This is a genomic window from Aliivibrio sp. 1S175, from assembly GCF_001690985.1.
In the GTDB taxonomy this organism is placed as follows: domain Bacteria; phylum Pseudomonadota; class Gammaproteobacteria; order Enterobacterales; family Vibrionaceae; genus Aliivibrio.
On record NZ_MAJS01000006.1, the window covers coordinates 456430 to 474700 of the forward strand.

15 protein-coding genes are annotated in these 18271 nt (G+C 38.3%); 10 read left to right on the plus strand and 5 right to left on the minus strand.

Annotation, left to right across the window (positions count from 1 at the left end; translation table 11 throughout):
• Positions 1–108: 108 nt before the first annotated feature.
• Complete coding sequence (locus tag A6E06_RS03990; protein WP_065591742.1) at positions 109–699, plus strand: GPR1/FUN34/YaaH family transporter; 591 nt, start codon at positions 109–111, stop codon at positions 697–699.
• Between the two features lie 75 nt (positions 700–774).
• Here the strand turns inward: A6E06_RS03990 and A6E06_RS19515 are convergent, their stop codons facing one another.
• A complete protein-coding gene (locus tag A6E06_RS19515; RefSeq protein ID WP_083190273.1) occupies positions 775–936 on the minus strand; it encodes a heat-shock protein HtpX in 162 nt (53 codons plus the stop codon).
• A gap of 306 nt (positions 937–1242) precedes the next feature.
• Here A6E06_RS19515 and htpX point away from each other — a divergent pair, with 306 nt between their 5' ends.
• Positions 1243–2118: a protease HtpX gene (gene htpX, locus A6E06_RS03995; RefSeq protein ID WP_065591743.1), complete on the plus strand. Its 876-nt coding sequence runs from the start codon at positions 1243–1245 to the stop codon at positions 2116–2118.
• A 141-nt stretch (positions 2119–2259) separates the two neighbouring features.
• The gene (locus A6E06_RS04000; protein ID WP_065591744.1) at positions 2260–2754 is read left to right on the plus strand and encodes a DUF1456 family protein; all 495 of its coding nucleotides are present in this window, start codon (positions 2260–2262) and stop codon (positions 2752–2754) included.
• Positions 2755–2943: 189 nt separating this feature from the next.
• On the opposite strand, the gene A6E06_RS04005 is transcribed toward A6E06_RS04000, so the two are convergent.
• Entirely contained in the window at positions 2944–3456 is a 513-nt protein-coding gene (locus A6E06_RS04005) for a hypothetical protein (protein WP_065591745.1), read from the minus strand.
• Between the two features lie 114 nt (positions 3457–3570).
• Positions 3571–4854, minus strand: coding sequence for a dicarboxylate/amino acid:cation symporter (locus tag A6E06_RS04010; RefSeq protein ID WP_065591746.1), 1284 nt, complete (start codon positions 4852–4854; stop codon positions 3571–3573).
• Positions 4855–5246: 392 nt separating this feature from the next.
• Between A6E06_RS04010 and A6E06_RS04015 the strand changes: the two genes are divergently transcribed.
• The 3 genes from A6E06_RS04015 to A6E06_RS04025 all read left to right on the plus strand — a co-directional run bounded on the left by A6E06_RS04015 (position 5247) and on the right by A6E06_RS04025 (position 9068).
• On the plus strand, positions 5247–6656 hold the full coding sequence (locus A6E06_RS04015; protein WP_065591747.1) for an amidohydrolase: 1410 nt from the start codon (positions 5247–5249) through the stop codon (positions 6654–6656).
• Between the two features lie 142 nt (positions 6657–6798).
• Positions 6799–8340, plus strand: a complete 1542-nt coding sequence (locus A6E06_RS04020; RefSeq protein WP_065591830.1) for a murein L,D-transpeptidase — start codon at positions 6799–6801, stop codon at positions 8338–8340.
• 194 nt (positions 8341–8534) lie between these two features.
• Positions 8535–9068: a YcbK family protein gene (locus A6E06_RS04025; RefSeq protein ID WP_255310644.1), complete on the plus strand. Its 534-nt coding sequence runs from the start codon at positions 8535–8537 to the stop codon at positions 9066–9068.
• Positions 9069–9190: 122 nt separating this feature from the next.
• On the opposite strand, the gene asnS is transcribed toward A6E06_RS04025, so the two are convergent.
• A complete protein-coding gene (gene asnS, locus A6E06_RS04030) occupies positions 9191–10591 on the minus strand; it encodes an asparagine--tRNA ligase (RefSeq protein ID WP_065591749.1) in 1401 nt (466 codons plus the stop codon).
• A gap of 267 nt (positions 10592–10858) precedes the next feature.
• On the opposite strand from asnS, the gene queD reads away from it, so the two are divergent.
• On the plus strand, positions 10859–11221 hold the full coding sequence (gene queD / locus A6E06_RS04035) for a 6-carboxytetrahydropterin synthase QueD (protein ID WP_065591750.1): 363 nt from the start codon (positions 10859–10861) through the stop codon (positions 11219–11221).
• A 54-nt stretch (positions 11222–11275) separates the two neighbouring features.
• Here the strand turns inward: queD and A6E06_RS04040 are convergent, their stop codons facing one another.
• On the minus strand, positions 11276–12253 hold the full coding sequence (locus tag A6E06_RS04040) for an endonuclease/exonuclease/phosphatase family protein (RefSeq protein ID WP_141676886.1): 978 nt from the start codon (positions 12251–12253) through the stop codon (positions 11276–11278).
• Positions 12254–12476: 223 nt separating this feature from the next.
• Here A6E06_RS04040 and sbcD point away from each other — a divergent pair, with 223 nt between their 5' ends.
• The 3 genes from sbcD to A6E06_RS04055 are packed head-to-tail and all read left to right on the plus strand — an operon-like array spanning position 12477 to position 17941.
• Positions 12477–13721 (plus strand): exonuclease subunit SbcD, encoded by a 1245-nt coding sequence (gene sbcD, locus A6E06_RS04045; protein ID WP_065591752.1) that lies wholly within the window; start codon positions 12477–12479, stop codon positions 13719–13721.
• Positions 13718–17398, plus strand: coding sequence for an AAA family ATPase (locus A6E06_RS04050; protein ID WP_065591753.1), 3681 nt, complete (start codon positions 13718–13720; stop codon positions 17396–17398). Before sbcD ends, A6E06_RS04050 begins: the two co-directional genes overlap by 4 nt.
• Before the next feature lie 57 nt (positions 17399–17455).
• Positions 17456–17941 carry an acyl-CoA thioesterase gene (locus A6E06_RS04055; RefSeq protein WP_065591754.1) on the plus strand — a complete coding sequence of 162 codons (486 nt, stop codon included), beginning with the start codon at positions 17456–17458 and terminating at the stop codon, positions 17939–17941.
• Positions 17942–18271 lie beyond the last annotated feature (330 nt).

Sequence of the window (18271 nt, forward strand, 5' to 3'; positions counted from 1 at the left end):
GAATGTAAGATTTCATAATTGGTAGTTGTGATATTTCGTACTCGTAAATAGAATGCGCGTCGTTCTAAACACTTTTTTAATCATTACACTTTTTTTTGAGGCTTCGGCATGTCAAACAAACTTGCAAATCCAGCACCATTAGGCCTAATGGCTTTTGGTATGACAACTGTGCTACTAAACCTACATAATGCGGGTTTCTTTCCTTTAAATACTGCGATCTTATCGATGGGTATTTTTTACGGTGGTCTTGCGCAAGTAATTGCAGGCATCATGGAGTATAAAAAAGGTAACACATTTGGTACAACAGCGTTTACTTCTTATGGTTTCTTCTGGTTATCTCTTGTTGGTTTAATCATTATGCCAGAAATGGGCCTAGGTCAAGCGACGTCAGCAGAATTTATGGGTTGGTATTTAGCAATGTGGGGCGTATTAACGTTCTTCTTATTCTTAGGTACATTTAACTACCCACGCGCTAAACAAGTAGTATTCGGTAGCTTAACTATTCTATTCGCATTGCTTTCAGCTCGCGATTTCACAGGTAGCGTATTTATCGGCCACATGGCGGGTTACGTTGGTCTATTCTGTGGTTTCAGTGCAATGTACTTCTCTATGGCTCAAGTAATTAACGGTGAATACGGTCGTACTGTTTTACCTGTTGGTGAAATGAAAGCGAAAGAAGCAGCAACAGTTACTGCATAAACATCGATTTATAAAATAATAAAAGGCAGCTTACTAATAATTAGTAAGCTGCCTTTTTTATGTATGCTGCTTTTATTAACGATATAAATTCATCAACGCTTCTTGAGTATCTGCAATCTGACTTTCAATATGAGTTTGTGACTCAATACCTAACTGTTCCTTTGCTTCTTCTTTTGATAACCCTAAGTGACAGCAAAGCATATCAATAGCCATTAAGTAAGTCTGTTGTTCTGCCATGTTCTATCCTTGATATATTCATTCGTAATTACTCTTGATTCACAAAGTAAAATGAATCACTTACTTTGGCAATACGACCAAAGTCTAAGGGGCAATTTTTATCTAGAGTTCAAGTAAAGTTGAACTGAAAAAGAATAGAAAGATGAATAGTTAAAAGAAAGTGTATCAAAGTACGTCAAACCCTTGTATTTATGGGAAATGACATTATCTTATGCGTATACCTATTAAACGTGCTAGATACGTTTAATGCCTACTCAAAAAAATAAAATCAATGAGTAGAATGAAATTATCAATTGGAGAAAATAAATGAAGCGTATTGCGCTGTTTTTAGCAACAAACTTAGCGGTAATGATCGTATTCAGTATTGTACTGAATATCGTTTATTCGGTTACGGGGATCCAACAGGGTAGTCTATCTGGTCTACTGGTTATGGCGGTATTATTTGGTTTTGGTGGTTCGTTAGTTTCTTTAATGATGTCAAAATCAATGGCATTACGCTCGGTTGGTGGGGAAGTGATTGAGCAACCACGTAATGAAACAGAACACTGGTTGATGGAAACGGTATCTCGTCAAGCACAACAAGTGGGCATTGGCATGCCAACGGTTGCTATTTACGATTCACCAGACATGAATGCATTTGCAACAGGTGCTAAGCGTGACGATTCATTAGTCGCAGTATCAACGGGTTTATTGCATAACATGACGCGTGATGAAGCTGAAGCGGTATTAGCGCATGAAGTGAGCCACATTGCGAATGGCGATATGATAACAATGACGTTAATGCAAGGTGTTGTGAATACCTTCGTTATTTTCTTGTCTCGTATGATTGCAAACGCGGTAAGTGGCTTTACGTCAAGCGATGAAGAAGGTGAGGGTGAAGGCGGTAGTTTCATGACTTATTTCATCGTTTCTACTATTCTTGAAATTGCATTTGGTTTCTTAGCAAGCTTCTTAACGATGTGGTTTAGTCGTCATCGTGAATTCCATGCTGATGCAGGTGCTGCACAGTTGGTTGGTAAAGAGAAAATGATCGCGGCATTAGAGCGCTTACGTACGGGACAAGAGTCTCAACTAGAAGGTTCTATGATGGCTTTTGGTATTAATGGTAAGCACACGTTAATGGAATTATTAATGAGTCACCCACCATTAGACAAGCGTATTAATGCATTGCGTCAAATGTAATTAAGAAAGATTATAAGTAATTCAATAAACCCGGGGTAATTCTCGGGTTTTTTATGTTTGGAGATCACATAAATCTTTTACCTATGGGCATTAAGAGTTATAGTCTGCCCCTAATTCAAATTAAGACATTTAGGATCTACCTTGACTAATAACGACGTTCTACGACGCATTCGCTATACTTTTGATTTTGACGATACAAAAATGATCGCACTGTTTGGCGCTGCTGATCTTAAAGTAACTCGTGAAGAAGTATGTAACTGGTTAAAAGCGGATGACGATAAAGACTATAAGAGTTGTCAAGATGTTCAATTAGCAACGTTTCTAAATGGTTTCATTAATGACCGTCGTGGTAAGCGTGAAGGCGATCAACCAACGCCTGAGCAAAAACTAACGAATAACATTATTCTTAAAAAATTACAGATTGCTTTGAATTTGAAAGCGGATGAAGTATTAGACTTAATGAAGTTAGTAAACTTCCGTCTAAGCAAGCACGAACTTAGTGCATTTTTCCGTAAACCAGATCACAAACATTACCGCATTTGTAAAGATCAAGTTCTACGTAACTTTTTACAAGGCGTTCAATTTGATTTACGTGGTGAAGTAACTGAAGAAGAAAACGAAAGCGAAAGCGAGTAAGTATTTCTTTTTTCACCATAATAAAAAACCACGATTATCATCTAATGAGTCGTGGTTTTTTTATATTTGTTGTGTATACCAATCGTAGTAAATAACTGCTCATCCTAGCGGGTTAAAATGCTTAATAACAGCGTTGAAATTTTTGATTGGTATTAATGTATTAATATCGTAAATAGCGCTGTTATTAAGTTAGAAACTCCATTGCATGCTCATAACGAGAATGCCTGGAAGAATAAATCCCGCCTCTACACCAAAGTAATCAGTTAGATTATATTGTGCTGCGTGGTAGATATAAGGTGCAAAACCGACGCCAAATTTCTCTTTTGAGGTTTTATAAATTCCGCCATCACCACAGTTTTCAAACGCATCAACAAAGAACTCACCCGCATAAGAGTAAACCCCTTTTATGACTACGTTATCACTTATTTGATACCAATCTTTTCGCACACCAATTAGCATACAACGATTAGCTTGGCTATTTAAAAAAGTACCTAACATAAAGCTGTAATCTGAATCTTCAGAAAATTTACGCTCTATGGAAAAGTACTCATTACCAAAGTATTGATGAGAGTCAGGATCGTAAGGTACCAAGTGATAGAGGAATGAACCTGTATTCATGGAATAAAGAGAAAGGGATTCGGCATTACTTTTAAAAGGTGATAGAAAAAGAAAAAGTAAAGCGGTAAAAAAATAAGGCTTCATAGCTCAAAAGATGTGAAAAAAATGTAGATGCATTATAAATGCTTTATGTCTGAATATAAAGAGAGGGCATGGGTAGCTCTCTCTTTTATATTGATATTAATGCTAAATATAGAGCTAGCCGTTTACTTTTTCAGTAAATACTTCCTCTTCTGTAACCTCTACCTTACCTATCTCACCTTCAGAGGTCGCAACGATAGTATTTACCGCGGTATCACCAACTACATTTGAAGAGGTGCAGAACATATCATTGATACGGTCAACAGCAGCTACGATAGCAAGCCCTTCAGGTGGAAGACCGAGTTGGTGCAAGATTACACCGACCATAACAACACCGCCACCAGGGACGCCACCCGCACCAATTGAGAGTAATAAAATAGTGAATCCTAAGGTAAAAAGATCCGCGGTATTGATGGGTTGACCAAAAGCATTTGCAACAAAGATAGCAGCAAGTGCAATGTAAATGGATACGCCTGACATATTCATCGTTGCCCCTAATGGAACCCCAAAACCTGCGACAGATTTAGAAACATTGAGCTTCTCAGTTAAGGTACGCATTGTTACGGGGATCGTAGCATTTGAACTTGCAGTCGAAAGCGAAAATAAAATCTGTTCACGTACTGCTCGTAAAAATGTTTTTGGGGAAATGCCTGTTGTTAGGCCAACCATGATTGGATAGAAAACAAAAATCCAGAAAACAAGCATTGAAACAACAAGAGCCACGTAACCTGCAACCGACATTAAGGTATTTGCATCTAACGTCGCACCTAATTGAATCATGAGAGCAAAAACACCATAAGGAGCAAGGCTCATCACTAGGCTAATTAGCTTCATCATGATTTCATTAGCAACTTTAAATGTTTTAATCGCGGGTCCACCACGGTGATCTAATGCTTGAATTGCAAGACCCGTTAAAATTGCCATAAAGATGATTTGTAGCATATTGCCACTAGCAAAAGCTTCTACTGGGTTACTAGGAACGATATTCGTAATTAATGAGAATATATCAGGAGTTTCAGTCGCTTTAAGCTCTATTGAGCCAGCCACTACGGTTCCTGCTAAATTCGCGCCAGCACCAGGTGCGAAAATCATTCCCACAGTTAATGCAGCAGCAATCGCAATGATGGTGTTAATAAGGTATAGAGCAAAAGTTTTTCCACCAAGGCGACCAAATGAAGCAATGTCTTTTAGTTCAACGATACCGCAAACGATAGAAACGTAAACTAGAGGAACAACGAGTAGCTTAATAAGTGAAACAAACATTCCACCAACGCCTTCAGCCGCACCTAAAAGAAACGAGTCAAAAAATGCGACACCATTAAACATATATTGAATGGCTGTACCGATTAATAGGCCAGCGAATAAACCTATAAAAATTCTACTTGAAAGTGACTTTTTCATAATGTACCTGTTCTTTAGAATATTATCCTCACTAATAGGTGAGAGCTATAATGTTTCTCTATTGATTGAGAAATCAGCAGAATGTTTACATATTGTTAATATAATTAAAAGGGTTAATAACGGGGGGTAGGTTTACGTATTTATAGATATATCACTTGTTGTCATTGATGGCATTAACATTTTTAAACCATATAAACCAATTGCTTAACAGGGTATCGTTTGCGGTCTATCATGTTGTTACATTGTATTAATGAGTCGTACTGGACTTCTCGAAATATGAACTTGATCACTACTTTGAATTAATGTCACATATACCTAATGACAATTATCTTGATAAAAATATATTAACGTATACCATCCCTGCGAATTCTTCTTACTTTTCGAGTTAGTCCATGTATTTAAAAAAGACCCTATTAGCCGCGGCAATTGCGGCAAATGCTTTTGTTACTTTTTCAACCCTTGCTGCTCAACAAGTTGATTTGTTGATTACAGATGCAACGTTATTAACCATGAATGAATCTAAACAAACATTCGAAAATGGCGTTGTTGCAATTAAAGGTAATAAAATTGTTGCAGTGGGTGACCAAAGCATCGCAAAAAACTACACGGCAAAAATAGTGTTGGATGTGGACGGAGACATTGTTTTACCCGGTTTAATCAACACGCATACCCATGCTTCAATGACGGTGTTTCGTTCATTAGGTGATGATGTTCCTGATCGTTTGCATCGTTATATTTTTCCTCTAGAGAAAAAACTAGTGTCACGCGATATGGTTCGCATTGGTGCTAACTTAGGTAATGTAGAGATGGTTAAGGGTGGGGTAACCACTTATGCGGATATGTATTATTTTGAAGATGAAGTTGCAAAGACCGTCGACAAAATTGGCATGCGCGCTATTTTAGGTGAAAGCGTTATTAAATTCCCAGTTGCCGATGCAGCAAATGCAGACGAGGGGATTCAGTACGCACTAAACTTTATCGAAGAATATAAAGATCATCCTCGTATCACACCAGCATTTGCTCCTCATGCTCCATATACAAATACAACGGAGACGCTACAAAAAATTGCAAAACTATCATTAGAGCTAGACGTTCCAGTAATGATCCACCTAGCTGAATCTCATCGTGAAGAAGAAGTGATCGCTGAGCGTGCAAACGGCATGTCTCCTGTTGAATACATGCATAGTATTGGTGCGCTAAATAAAAACCTTATTGGTGCACACATGATCCTTGTTGATGATAAAGACATTGAATTAGTAAAAGAATCAGACATGGGTGTTGCTCATAACATGAGCGCAAACATTAAATCAGCGAAAGGCGTTTCTCCAGCGCTTAAAATGTATGATGAAAATGTGCGTATTGGTTTAGGTACCGATGGTCCAATGTCAGGCAATACATTAAGTATCATTGATGAGTTTAACCAAGTTGCTAAAGTACATAAGCTAGTAAATAAAGACCGTGCGGCTATGCCTCCAATCAAGGTGATTGATATGGCAACAATGGGCGCAGCAAAAGCACTTCATATGGAAGATAAAATTGGTTCTATTGAAGTGGGTAAATTAGCGGATATCATTGTTGTTGATACTAAGGCACCCAATATGTTGCCGGTATATAACCCATATTCAGCATTGGTTTATTCTGCAAATTCAGGCAATGTTCGTCATACGATTGTTGATGGCAATATCTTAATGAAAGATCGTGAGATGCTGACGGTTGATGAAGAACAAATCAGACAAGAAGTCATTGAGTTTACAAAAATAGTACGTAAGACTGTTGTTGAAAGCGGTGAAGTTGTTCAATAATTATCTGATTTAAAGTGATTAATAATGTTAAGAGTCGATTTTTCGGCTCTTTTTTTTCGCCTCTAATTAATTGGCTGTAACTTGATATTCATTTATTGAAGACTAGTATCAAAGTAATAGTATGTTTTTATTAGGGGACTTCATGAACAGATTGAATGTTTTACTTACTACTTGTTTAGTGTGTGCGTCTTTTGGCGTGTATGCATCTAAGAGTGTAAAGAATCACATTGATGAATATGAATCTCAATTGTTTTATCCTGAAATAATTTCTGATTTTTATCCTAAATCCCAACTTAAATGGCAATTAGTTAAAGACAGAAAAGAATTAAAAAACCAATTAGGCTTACTTGTGTTAGCTGATGTGAATGATGATCTCCAAGAGAGATATGATCTTTTGCAAAACACACAAGGATTAGAATTTGATATTTTAGCGACAGATACGTTGTTATACCTTTCGGTATATAAAGAGTTGGTATCTAAACATGGAACTAAATGGTTATTTGGAGGGCGGTTAAATGGAAGTATTGGCCAACCATCAACTCTTGCTGTCGAGACGATGACTCAACACTTTGAAAAAAATAATTTATCTCAATTAGTCGTACAACTACAGCCACAGTCTGAACAGTATGAAGAATTATATGAGCAGTTATACTATTATTATGACCCAGATAATCAAGAATCACCTAAACTTTACACCTCTCGATTATTAAAACCAAATCTATTAATACCTTATAAATCACTGATTTATAGATTGATCGTGTCGGGTGATTTAAGTGAAGAACAGGCTGAATATTTCTTAAAAAAAGACAGTGATGTTTATAATGAAGAACTCGTTGTTGTGGTGAAAGCTTTTCAAAAAAGACATGGTTTAGTTGTCGATGGCATTATAGGAAAAAAAACACTTTATTGGCTAAACATGAGTTCGAATGAAAGAGTTCGGATTATGGCACTTAATATTCAACGATTACGTTTATGGGAAGAGAAGAGTAATCGATTTGTATTGGTAAACATACCGTCTTATGAAATGGGGTACTTTCAAGAAGGTGAATTAATTTTTAAAAGTAAAGTGATTGTAGGTAAACCAGCCAGAAGAACGCCTTTATTTACCACTAGATTAGATTCGATTGTCTTTAATCCAAAATGGAAAGTACCGACTAAGATCATGAGGGAAGATATATTACCTAAAGCATTTGATGATAAAGAGTATCTTACAGAGCATAATTTTGAAGTACTCCCGTCATGGTTAAGTAATAACGTAATACCTTTTGAAAATATTGAATGGGAAGGAATGACCGCAGATAACTTTCCATATAAATTAAGACAAAAGGCGGGAGGTTCGAATGCATTAGGTCGTTATAAATTTAATACGCCGAATAGAAATGCTATTTATTTACATGACACGCCAACAAGGTCATTGTTTAAAAAACAGCATAGAGCATATAGCTCAGGCTGTATTAGAGTAGAAAAAGCGTCAGAATTTGCTCAGCTATTAATGAAAGAATCTAATTTTACTGCGAAAGATTACACGAAATATCATCGATTACCAAAAACAAATACGGTAGGGCTATCACAAAAAATAGCGGTATATACTATTTATCAGACTTCGTGGATTGATGATAAAAATACCATTCAGTTTAGAAATGACATCTATAAATACGATGAATGGAGTAAGAGTAAAAATTGACCTATTTTTGACATAGGTTAAAACGTGACACAAACTCTTTGTTGTTCAATAAGTAAGCGCTTTTCTGGGGGTATAACCTTAATTATTCGCTTGTACAATATTTGACCATGCCACTTCAAGTGTGTATCTTTGCGCTCAGTTATTGATTCTTCTATCTGTAAGTGAGTTATTTATACATGTCTGAGTTTGATTCTATGCGTCGTAAAATACTGCTTGGTGGCGTTGCTACTGCAGGTTTAAGTTTATTTCCATCAATTTCTTTTGCATCACAATTTGCGGAATCACCAAGAGAATTAGCATTCCAAAATTTACATACTGGTGAGAAACTACAAAGCGAGTATTTTAATGGACGACGATATTCAAACTCAGAATTACTTAAATTAAATCATTTATGCCGAGATTTTCGTCGAAATGAAAGTATTGAAATGGACACTGGGCTGTTTGACCAACTGTCAGCGATTCAAAAAGTCATTGGATGTGACACTCAGGTACAAATAATATCTGGCTATCGTTCACCGGCAACCAATGAAATGCTGCGTGGTAAATCACATGGTGGAGTGGCTAAGAAAAGCATGCACATGTTAGGAAAAGCAATGGATTTCCGCCTAGAAGGTGTGCCGTTGGATGAAGTAAGAAAAGCCGCGTTATCATTAAAAGCGGGCGGAGTAGGATATTATCCTGGCAGTAACTTTGTTCATATCGACACGGGACGAGTTCGTTTCTGGTAATTCCTCGGTATTTAAAAATAACAAACATAAAAAATGGCGACCATAATGGTCGCCATTTTTGTATTCATTACTATCTACTTAATCTATTCTTACAGAGCTAATGCTCTATAAGAATAAGCCAATTAGAAGTTAGCTGAACGTGGAGTACGTGGGAACGGGATAACGTCACGAACGTTGCCCATACCAGTTACGTAAGACACTAGACGCTCAAAGCCAAGACCGAAGCCAGCGTGAGGCACAGTACCGTAACGACGTAAATCGCGGTACCAAGTCATGTGTTCAGGGTCGATACCCATTTCAATCATACGTGCATCAAGAACGTCTAAACGCTCTTCACGTTGAGAACCACCGATGATCTCACCAATGCCTGGTGCAAGAACATCCATCGCAGCAACCGTCTTACCATCGTCATTTTGACGCATGTAGAATGCTTTAATGTCTTTAGGGTAGTTTTTAACGATAACAGGTGCTTTGAAATGTTCTTCAGCAAGGAAACGCTCATGCTCAGAAGACATATCGATGCCCCACTCAACGTCGAATTCAAATTTCTTACCAGAGTCGATAAGGATTTGGATTGCGTCAGTGTAATCAACTTGTGCAAAATCAGAGCTTACAAATTGTTCTAGACGAGTGATTGCTTCTTTATCAATGCGAGAAGCAAAGAATTCTAAGTCATCACGACGCTCAGCAAGAACCGCTTCGAATACATATTTAAGCATGTCTTCAGCCAGTTTAGCTACATCATCAAGAGTAGCAAAAGCAACTTCAGGTTCAACCATCCAGAATTCAGCTAGGTGGCGACTTGTGTGTGAGTTTTCAGCACGGAAAGTCGGACCAAATGTGTATACTTTGCTTAATGCACAAGCGTAAGTTTCCGCATTTAATTGACCAGAAACAGTAAGGAATGTTTCTTTACCAAAGAAATCTTTGTCGTAATCAACATTGCCTTTGTCATCAAGAGGAACGTTCGCGTGATCTAATGTAGAAACGCGGAACATCTCACCAGCACCTTCAGCATCAGATGATGTGATTAGTGGTGCAGACATCCATAAGTAACCTTGTTCGTGGTAGAAGCGGTGAATCGCTTGAGACAAACAGTTACGAACACGTGCAACCGCGCCAATCACGTTAGTACGTGGGCGAAGGTGAGCAACTTCTCGTAAATACTCAATTGAGTGACGAGTTTTCGCCATTGGGTATGTATCTGGGTCTTCAACTAAACCAACTACTTTTACTGCTGTTGCAGCAAGCTCAAAATCTTGGCCTTTAGCAGGAGATGCAACGATAGTACCTGTAACTTCAACAGAACAACCTGTTGTTAGTTTTAGGACTTCTTCATTGTAATTATTTAAGTCATTAGGAACTACGGCCTGAATCGGATCGAAACAAGAACCGTCATAAATAGCTAGGAATGAGATCCCAGCTTTAGAGTCGCGACGTGAACGGATCCAACCGCGAACAGTGACTTCACTGTCAACCGCTAGTTTGCCGCTTAATACGTCTGTTACAGGCGCGTAAGTCATGTTAATTACATTCTCCATTGTTGTGCTACGTGCACGAATATTTTTTATTTCAGAAAGACATATTACCTTTCTTATTAATAGCTTCAAGTGTTGTTATGCGATAAAGATAAAAATTCCGGATTAGAATCAATTTTCGGCATGAATTAGCCGAAAAAACCACCAATATTACACGCTTATAGGGAACTTACTGGTTGTGAGTCTTGTTGTTTAGTAGGGAAGTAGAGTACTATCCCTGCTTCATAATATAGGTAATAGAGATTTTAACTAATGACAACTGAACTATATAAAGACTTCATGTTTGAAGCAGCACACCATTTACCACATGTACCAGAAGGTCATAAATGCGGTCGTCTTCATGGTCACTCTTTTTTAGTTCGTTTGTATGTTGAAGGTGAAGTAGACCAACATACGGGTTGGGTAATTGATTTCTCTGAAATTAAAGCCGCATTTAAACCAACGTATGATCGCCTTGATCACTATTACTTAAACGACATTGAAGGGTTAGAAAACCCAACAAGTGAAGTATTAGCTAAGTGGATTTGGAACGAAGTGAAACCAACACTTCCATTGCTAAGCAAAATTGAAATTAAAGAAACCTGTACGGCGGGTTGTACTTACCGCGGTCAGTAATCAAATGTGGTTTTAAGCCAATAATTAGAAGGCGTCTATTATCAGACGCCTTTTTTACGCCTGTCGTATACGTGCAGTAATAGAAACCAAAGCATGATCGGTACTGAATTGGTCAATCTCGAATCTTGGATTCACAATGTGCTGGTCTGTTACTGTGTAATCAACAACTTCTAAAATATTGCCCGAAAATGAGCTATCAAATTCGTTAGATAACAAGATGTAATCCAATACCGAGCCTTTTGCTCCGTAATAATGGGTACTTACTCGCTCTTCCAATAAATCTGCGCCCTTTAACCCACAGTAAATATCCCAACTGTCTTTAAGCTGAAATCGAGTTAAATAATCAGTACTAAATTTATCAAACCGTAACTCATGAGACAGTAGTCCTTTAAATTCATCATGAAACAAAGGCTTATTAAAATCACCCATCATAATCACGGGTTGGTTTGATTCTTTACGTTGTTGAATTATATGATTATGTAAGATATTCGCTTCTAGTCCACGCTGAACAGTCGAAAGCCAAGAGCCTAACTGTTCATCATGAAGTTGATGAAGAGGAGAGCTGTTTACTTTATCCGTTTCGTTATTCTCTTCTGGCTCTTTAGGACGCTGAGACTTGAAATGCACCACATAACAGTCAGTAATACCAAGATGAGGCAGTTCAATAGAGGCATGGACAGGCACACGATTAAATTCAAATTCAATCCCAAAACGTTTTAATTGTTCTGGTTCTGCAATCACTGGTTGAGCATTTAGAATTGGATAACGCGAAGCAAAGGCAACAACAGGGGAGTTGAAAACATAGCCATCTTCAGATTTTGGCTCATCGACAGTAGCAAAATATGAATAGCCAAGTTCGTTAACTAAAGCCTCTAAAGCGCTTGGACTAAAGACTTCTTGAAACCCAATCACATCAGAGTTTAATGCCGTGATCTTATCCTTAAACCAGCCCTGTTTTTTCAGCCATTCATCTTGAGTTAGTATATTTTCAAAATCGTAATACGCATTAGGCGGCTCAACAAAGTTGAACATATTGATGGTGGTAAACGTTAGGCTTTCAGGAGATGGCAAATTAGATACTCATGTTGTGGTTATCGATGGAATCGACGTTTATTAAATAAAGTATAACAGCATGAAGTAAGGTCAACACCTGCTAATAGTTTTAAGTTTAAACGCTTATAAAAGTACATAGTTTCTCTCCCAGATGGTATAAAAGGGGTATCGTCTTCTCTATCCATCAAACAAGTTGATATATATGCGTATTTTACATACTTCTGATTGGCACCTAGGTCAAAACTTCTTTACTAAAAGTCGCCGTAATGAGCATCAAAAATTCATTAGCTGGCTACTTGAACAAGTTCAAGAAAATGCCATTAATGCGGTGATCATTGCAGGAGATGTGTTTGATACGGGCGCGCCACCAAGTTACGCGCGTGAAATGTATAACCAATTTGTGGTGGAGATGAACAAAGTAAACTGCGAATTGATCGTGCTTGGTGGTAATCATGATTCTGTGTCGACACTCAATGAATCAAAACAACTGTTAGCACATTTAAACGCACGAGTAATTGCGAATACTAATGATGATTTATCGACTCAATTATTAACACTTCCAAACAGTGACGGTTCTGTCGGTGCTATTTTATGTGCGGTTCCGTTTATACGGCCACGTGACGTTGTCACTAGTGTGGCGGGCTCAACGGGGGTAGAGAAGCAACAAGCACTCGGCGAAGCGATCAAGCAACACTATCATCAACTGTATCAAAAAGCGCTAGAGTTAAGATCTGAGTTAGATCTTGATGTTCCGATTATTGCTACGGGTCATTTAACGGCATTAGGCGTTAAACAATCAGATTCAGTTCGTGATATCTACATTGGCACATTGGATGGGTTTGCTGCCGATGGTTTCCCGCCTGTAGATTACATCGCGTTGGGTCATATTCACCGACCTCAACTTGTGGCTAAATCTGATCATATTCGTTATTCAGGTTCACCAATCCCATTAAGTTTTGATGAGTTAAAATCTCAAAAACAAGTGGTGATGGTGGAGTTTGATAAAGCAAGCGTAACTCAAATCTCTCAAATTAATGTGCCTATGTTTCAACAAATGAAAGCATTAAAAGGCGATTTAGAAACGATTGAACAAGAGTTAGCACAATTCAAAGAGTGCGAGGAAACGACTTGGCTCTGTATTGAAGTGGAAGTACAAGATTACTTATCCGATCTACAACAACGCATTCAAGCACTAACTCAAGATCTTAACGTTGAAGTGTTGCAACTGCGCCGTGCGAGAAACCGCAGTGAACAAACCCTAGCACAAGAAAAAACAGAAACGTTAGCGGAATTAACGCCGTTTGATGTGTTTACCAAGCGGATAGAGCAAGAGACGTTTGAAACAGAAAAAGAGCAGCAACGCGCAGAAAGAATGACAACCAAATTTAAACAGATTTTGTCAGAAGTAGAACATAAAGATACCGATTTACAAGAAGGTGATGCATGAGAATTTTAAGCCTAAGTTTTTCAAATTTAAACTCATTAAAAGGTGAGTGGAAAATTGATTTCTCAGCGTCGCCTTTTGCTGAAAACGGATTGTTTGCGATTACAGGCCCAACAGGTGCAGGTAAAACGACGATTTTAGATGCGATCTGTTTGGCGCTTTATCATAAGACCCCTCGACTGGGTGGTATCTCAACATCAAGCAATGAGATCATGACGCGTGGTACAGCGGAGTGTTCGGCGGAAGTCGAGTTTGAAGTGAAAGGCAAAGCGTATCGTGCATTTTGGAGTCAACGTCGTTCTCGTGGCAAAGTGGATGGCAATTTACAATCAGCCACCGTTGAGCTTGCAGAAGTGGATTCTGAAAAAGTATTAGCAACGCAAGTTAAAAAGAAAGATGAGCTAATCAACTCAATTACAGGATTAGATTTCTCTCGATTTACAAAATCCATGATGCTTTCTCAAGGTCAATTTGCAGCGTTTTTAAATGCGGATGCGAATGATCGGGCCGGTTTATTAGAAGAGCTGACAGGCACTGAGATTTACGGTCAGATCTCTGAAAAAGTGCATGAGCATTACACCGCATCAAAGCAGAAATTAGCAGAGCTTAAAGCGAAAGCAGAAGGGGTTGAGCTGCTTTCTGAAGAAGATAAGCAAGCCTTAATCGACGAGCAAGCTGAACTGCAAACGAACCAAAAACAGCAACAAGCTCAACTTTCAAATTGGCAAGCGCATGTTGAGTGGTGGATTGCAGATGCGAAAAATCAACAGCAGTGGCAGCAAGCGGTTGATAATAATCAATTAGCATTAGATAAAGAAAAACAAGCCAGCGAACAATTACATCGCTTAGCGCAAAGTGAACCTGCTGAAAAACTGCGTGCACCGTATCAATTATGGCAAGAAGCACAAACTCGCTTTGAAGAGTTGGCTAAAGAACTAACACTGACGGAGCAATTACATCAGAAAACGTCTACTGAGAAAGAAGCAATTGAGCTAACTGTTACGCAATTAAAACAACAATTTGATAGCGTTAAGGTTGAGAGTAAATCGTTAGAAGTATTGATTAATGATTCAGTGCAACCGCTAGATACTGCGATTGCACAGTTAACTCAACAATCGCAAGAAAAGCAGCAACAGCTCACGCAAGTGAATACTCGTCTTCAAGATGGCAGTAATAAACAACAACGATTAGAGGCGTCATTAACAGAGTTAACCTCTAAATTAGCAGTACTAAATAGCTACGTAGACACACATCAATCAGATTTAAATTTAGAGCGTTATTTAGGTCAATGGAAGACTCAAGTTAGTTATATTTTACAGCAAGATAAAGAAACTGCATCTTTAGTTAATAAAGTTGAGCAAGCTAATAAAATAGTCGCAACCTTACTTGAGAGCGTAAATCAAAAAGAAGCGGAATTAACACAAGTTCAAAGCACATTAAATAATGAAACAGAAGCAACGAAAAACGCTGAACTCGTATTTAAACAGCAACAAGAAAATGGCACTGAAACGGAGTTAACAGAGCAAATCAATGCACTTAATACTCGTCATCATTACCGTGTAGAGTTGAATCATACTAATAATGAGTTTTTACGTGCTAAAAAAGAGCAACAGACGTTAAGCGAAGCTCAAAAAGCGCAAAGTGAAGCGATTCTAAAATTAGAAGCTCAGCGTGCTGATCTTGTTATTGCGTGTAAGCAGCAAGATCAACAAATCTTAGATTTAACGACGCTAATTGAGCAAGAAGGTGATTTGGTTAAGTATCGTGCTCTATTAGAAAAAGATCATGATTGTCCGTTGTGTGGTTCAACGCATCATCCGTTATTAGAAAAAGCGCAAACATTAGATATTAATGTAACGATACAGCGTAAAAAAGAGGCAGAACAAAAGCGAGTTGAGATTGTAGAGCAAGGTCAATTGGTGCGTGAGAAGCTAGATTCATTAAAAGTAAAACAAGAACACACCCAAACGCAATTAACTCAATGGCAGCAAACGGCAAAAATAACCAAGCAACAATGGTCATCATTAATGGAAGTAACGCAACTCACTTTAGCGTTGGGGGATACCAATGGTATTGCTCAATTTATTACTGAATGTGAAGCGTCGTTACTTACTTTAAATGGGCAGATAAAACAATTACGCCAAGCAGATGAAAAGCGCCGAGCTCAACAAACTCAATTACAACAAGTTCAGCATCGTCTTGATACGTTAACTAAAGATCTTAATTACGATCGTCAATCACACCAAGCTGCAACTCAGCAACTGCAAGATGACAATCAAAAATTAGTACAGTTACAACAACATCAAACAGAATTGAATCAACAGTTAACCACAGAGATTGAGCAAACAGGGTTTACTGCCCCAGAGTTTACTCAAATTCAATCTTGGTTTGTGCAAAAAGAACAAGATTTACAGCAAATTCAGCAGCAAGTTGAAAATCGTCAAGCTTTGCTTCAGCAGCAGCAACAAGTACAAAGTGACCAGGTTCATCTAGCAGAACAGTTAGAAGAGCTAAACTCCCAACAGCAAGTGTCTCAAACTGAAGTGCAAAGATTGGCGAGTGAGTTGGAACAACACCAGCAAAAACGAGTTGAGTTATTTGGTACACAAGAGATCAGAACAGCGCGTACTCTCATGGCTGAAAAACTGACGGTATCAGAGAAAAATTATCAAGCGGAAGAACAAAAATCACAAACATTGATACAAGATCTTGCGACTTTAAAGGGCAAGCTAAATAGCCTTAAAGAGAGTCATGTAAGCAGTGAAAAGCTATCGATAGATCGTTCTGATTTATGGAAAGAAGCTTTAGTGCAAAGCCCGTTTGAAACGCTTGGGTTATTCCAATCGGCATTGATTTCAGAAGAAGATCGTCAACAGCTACTCAGCTTAAAAACTGAAATACAACAAGCGATTGAGCGAACTGGCGCTTTGCTAGAGAGTGCACTGCAAATCAAAGAACAACACCACCAAGAACCAAAAGCGGCAGAATGGCAATTAATGCCAAAAGAAACGGTTGAGGCTGAATTAGCTCAAGTGAAATCTCAATCCGAAACATTAGTGAAGCGCGAAGGTGAAATAGCCCAAGCATTACGTTCAGATGGTGAGCGTAAAACCAATCAAAAAGCCTTATTTGAAGCGATTGAAGCGTATCAATCTGAGTATGATGATATTCAATATCTGCATTCATTAATTGGCTCGCAAAAGGGCGATAAATTCCGTAGATTTGCTCAAGGATTAACGCTAGAGAATCTTGTCTATTTAGCCAATAAGCAGCTTACTCGCTTACATGGTCGCTATGAACTTAAACGTAAAGCCAGCGATGGTTTAGAACTTCAAGTTGTCGATACATGGCAGGGTGATGTGGTTCGTGATACTAAAACCTTATCAGGCGGTGAGAGCTTCCTTGTTAGTTTAGCTCTCGCTTTGGCGCTTTCTGATTTAGTGAGTCACAAAACAAGCATTGATTCACTGTTCTTAGATGAAGGTTTTGGTACGCTAGACAGTGAAACGTTAGACATGGCGCTTGATGCGTTAGATAACTTAAACGCCTCAGGAAAAATGATTGGTGTGATAAGCCACATCGAAGCGATGAAAGAACGTATTCCAGTCCAAATAAAAGTCACCAAACGCAGTGGTTTAGGCGTGAGTGAACTAGAAAAACAATATAAAAAAGTCGGTTAATTTTATTGCTCGTTACATTATTAGAAAAATGATAATACAGATTAAAAGGAAGTAAGAATGGGAAAGAATAAGCGCGAAGTGACACTACGTTTTCTTGCAGAACCAGGAGATGTGAACTTTGGTGGTAAAGTTCACGGTGGTGCGGTAATGAAATGGGTCGATTTAGCGGCCTATGCGTGCTCTGCTGGATGGAGTGGTAAATATTGTATTACCGCTTATGCTGGTGGTATTCGATTTGTTCAGCCTATTCATGTCGGTAATCTTGTTGAGGTGACGGGTAAGGTTATTTATACCGGGAAATCATCAATGCACATTGCTATTGATGTGCAAGCCAGTGATCCAAAAGAGTTAGAAAATAGATTAACGACTCACTGTATTGTCATTATGGTTGCCGTTGATGAACATGGTAAACCAACAGAAGTACCTGAGTGGATCCCTCAAACCAAAGAAGATATTCATTTACGCGAATCAGCCATCCGATTGATGAATATGCGTAAAGAGATTGGCGAAGAGATGGAAGCACATGTTAAGTATTTGAAATGATAAATAATAGAAATAGAGAAAAACTTATCGTCTAAAGGGTTGCATTGAAAGCTTCATTATATAGAATGGATCGAGCTATCGTATTGGTAGTTCGGTCAGTAAAGGACTTACTGGCGTTTTATTAAATGGAATGTGACTAATTAGGATGTACACATGATTTTTCAATTAACATCAGGCCCATTATTGGAGCCTACAGAAGGTTCACCACACGCTATCTGCTCTGCATCGACAGCAATAACTTCTTCACGCTTCCTTTCTGCTCAGTTTCTTGCGTTTCGCTTCCTCTCGTATTTTCGATTCCTCCGTTTTTATTCGTAATTAATCAGCTCT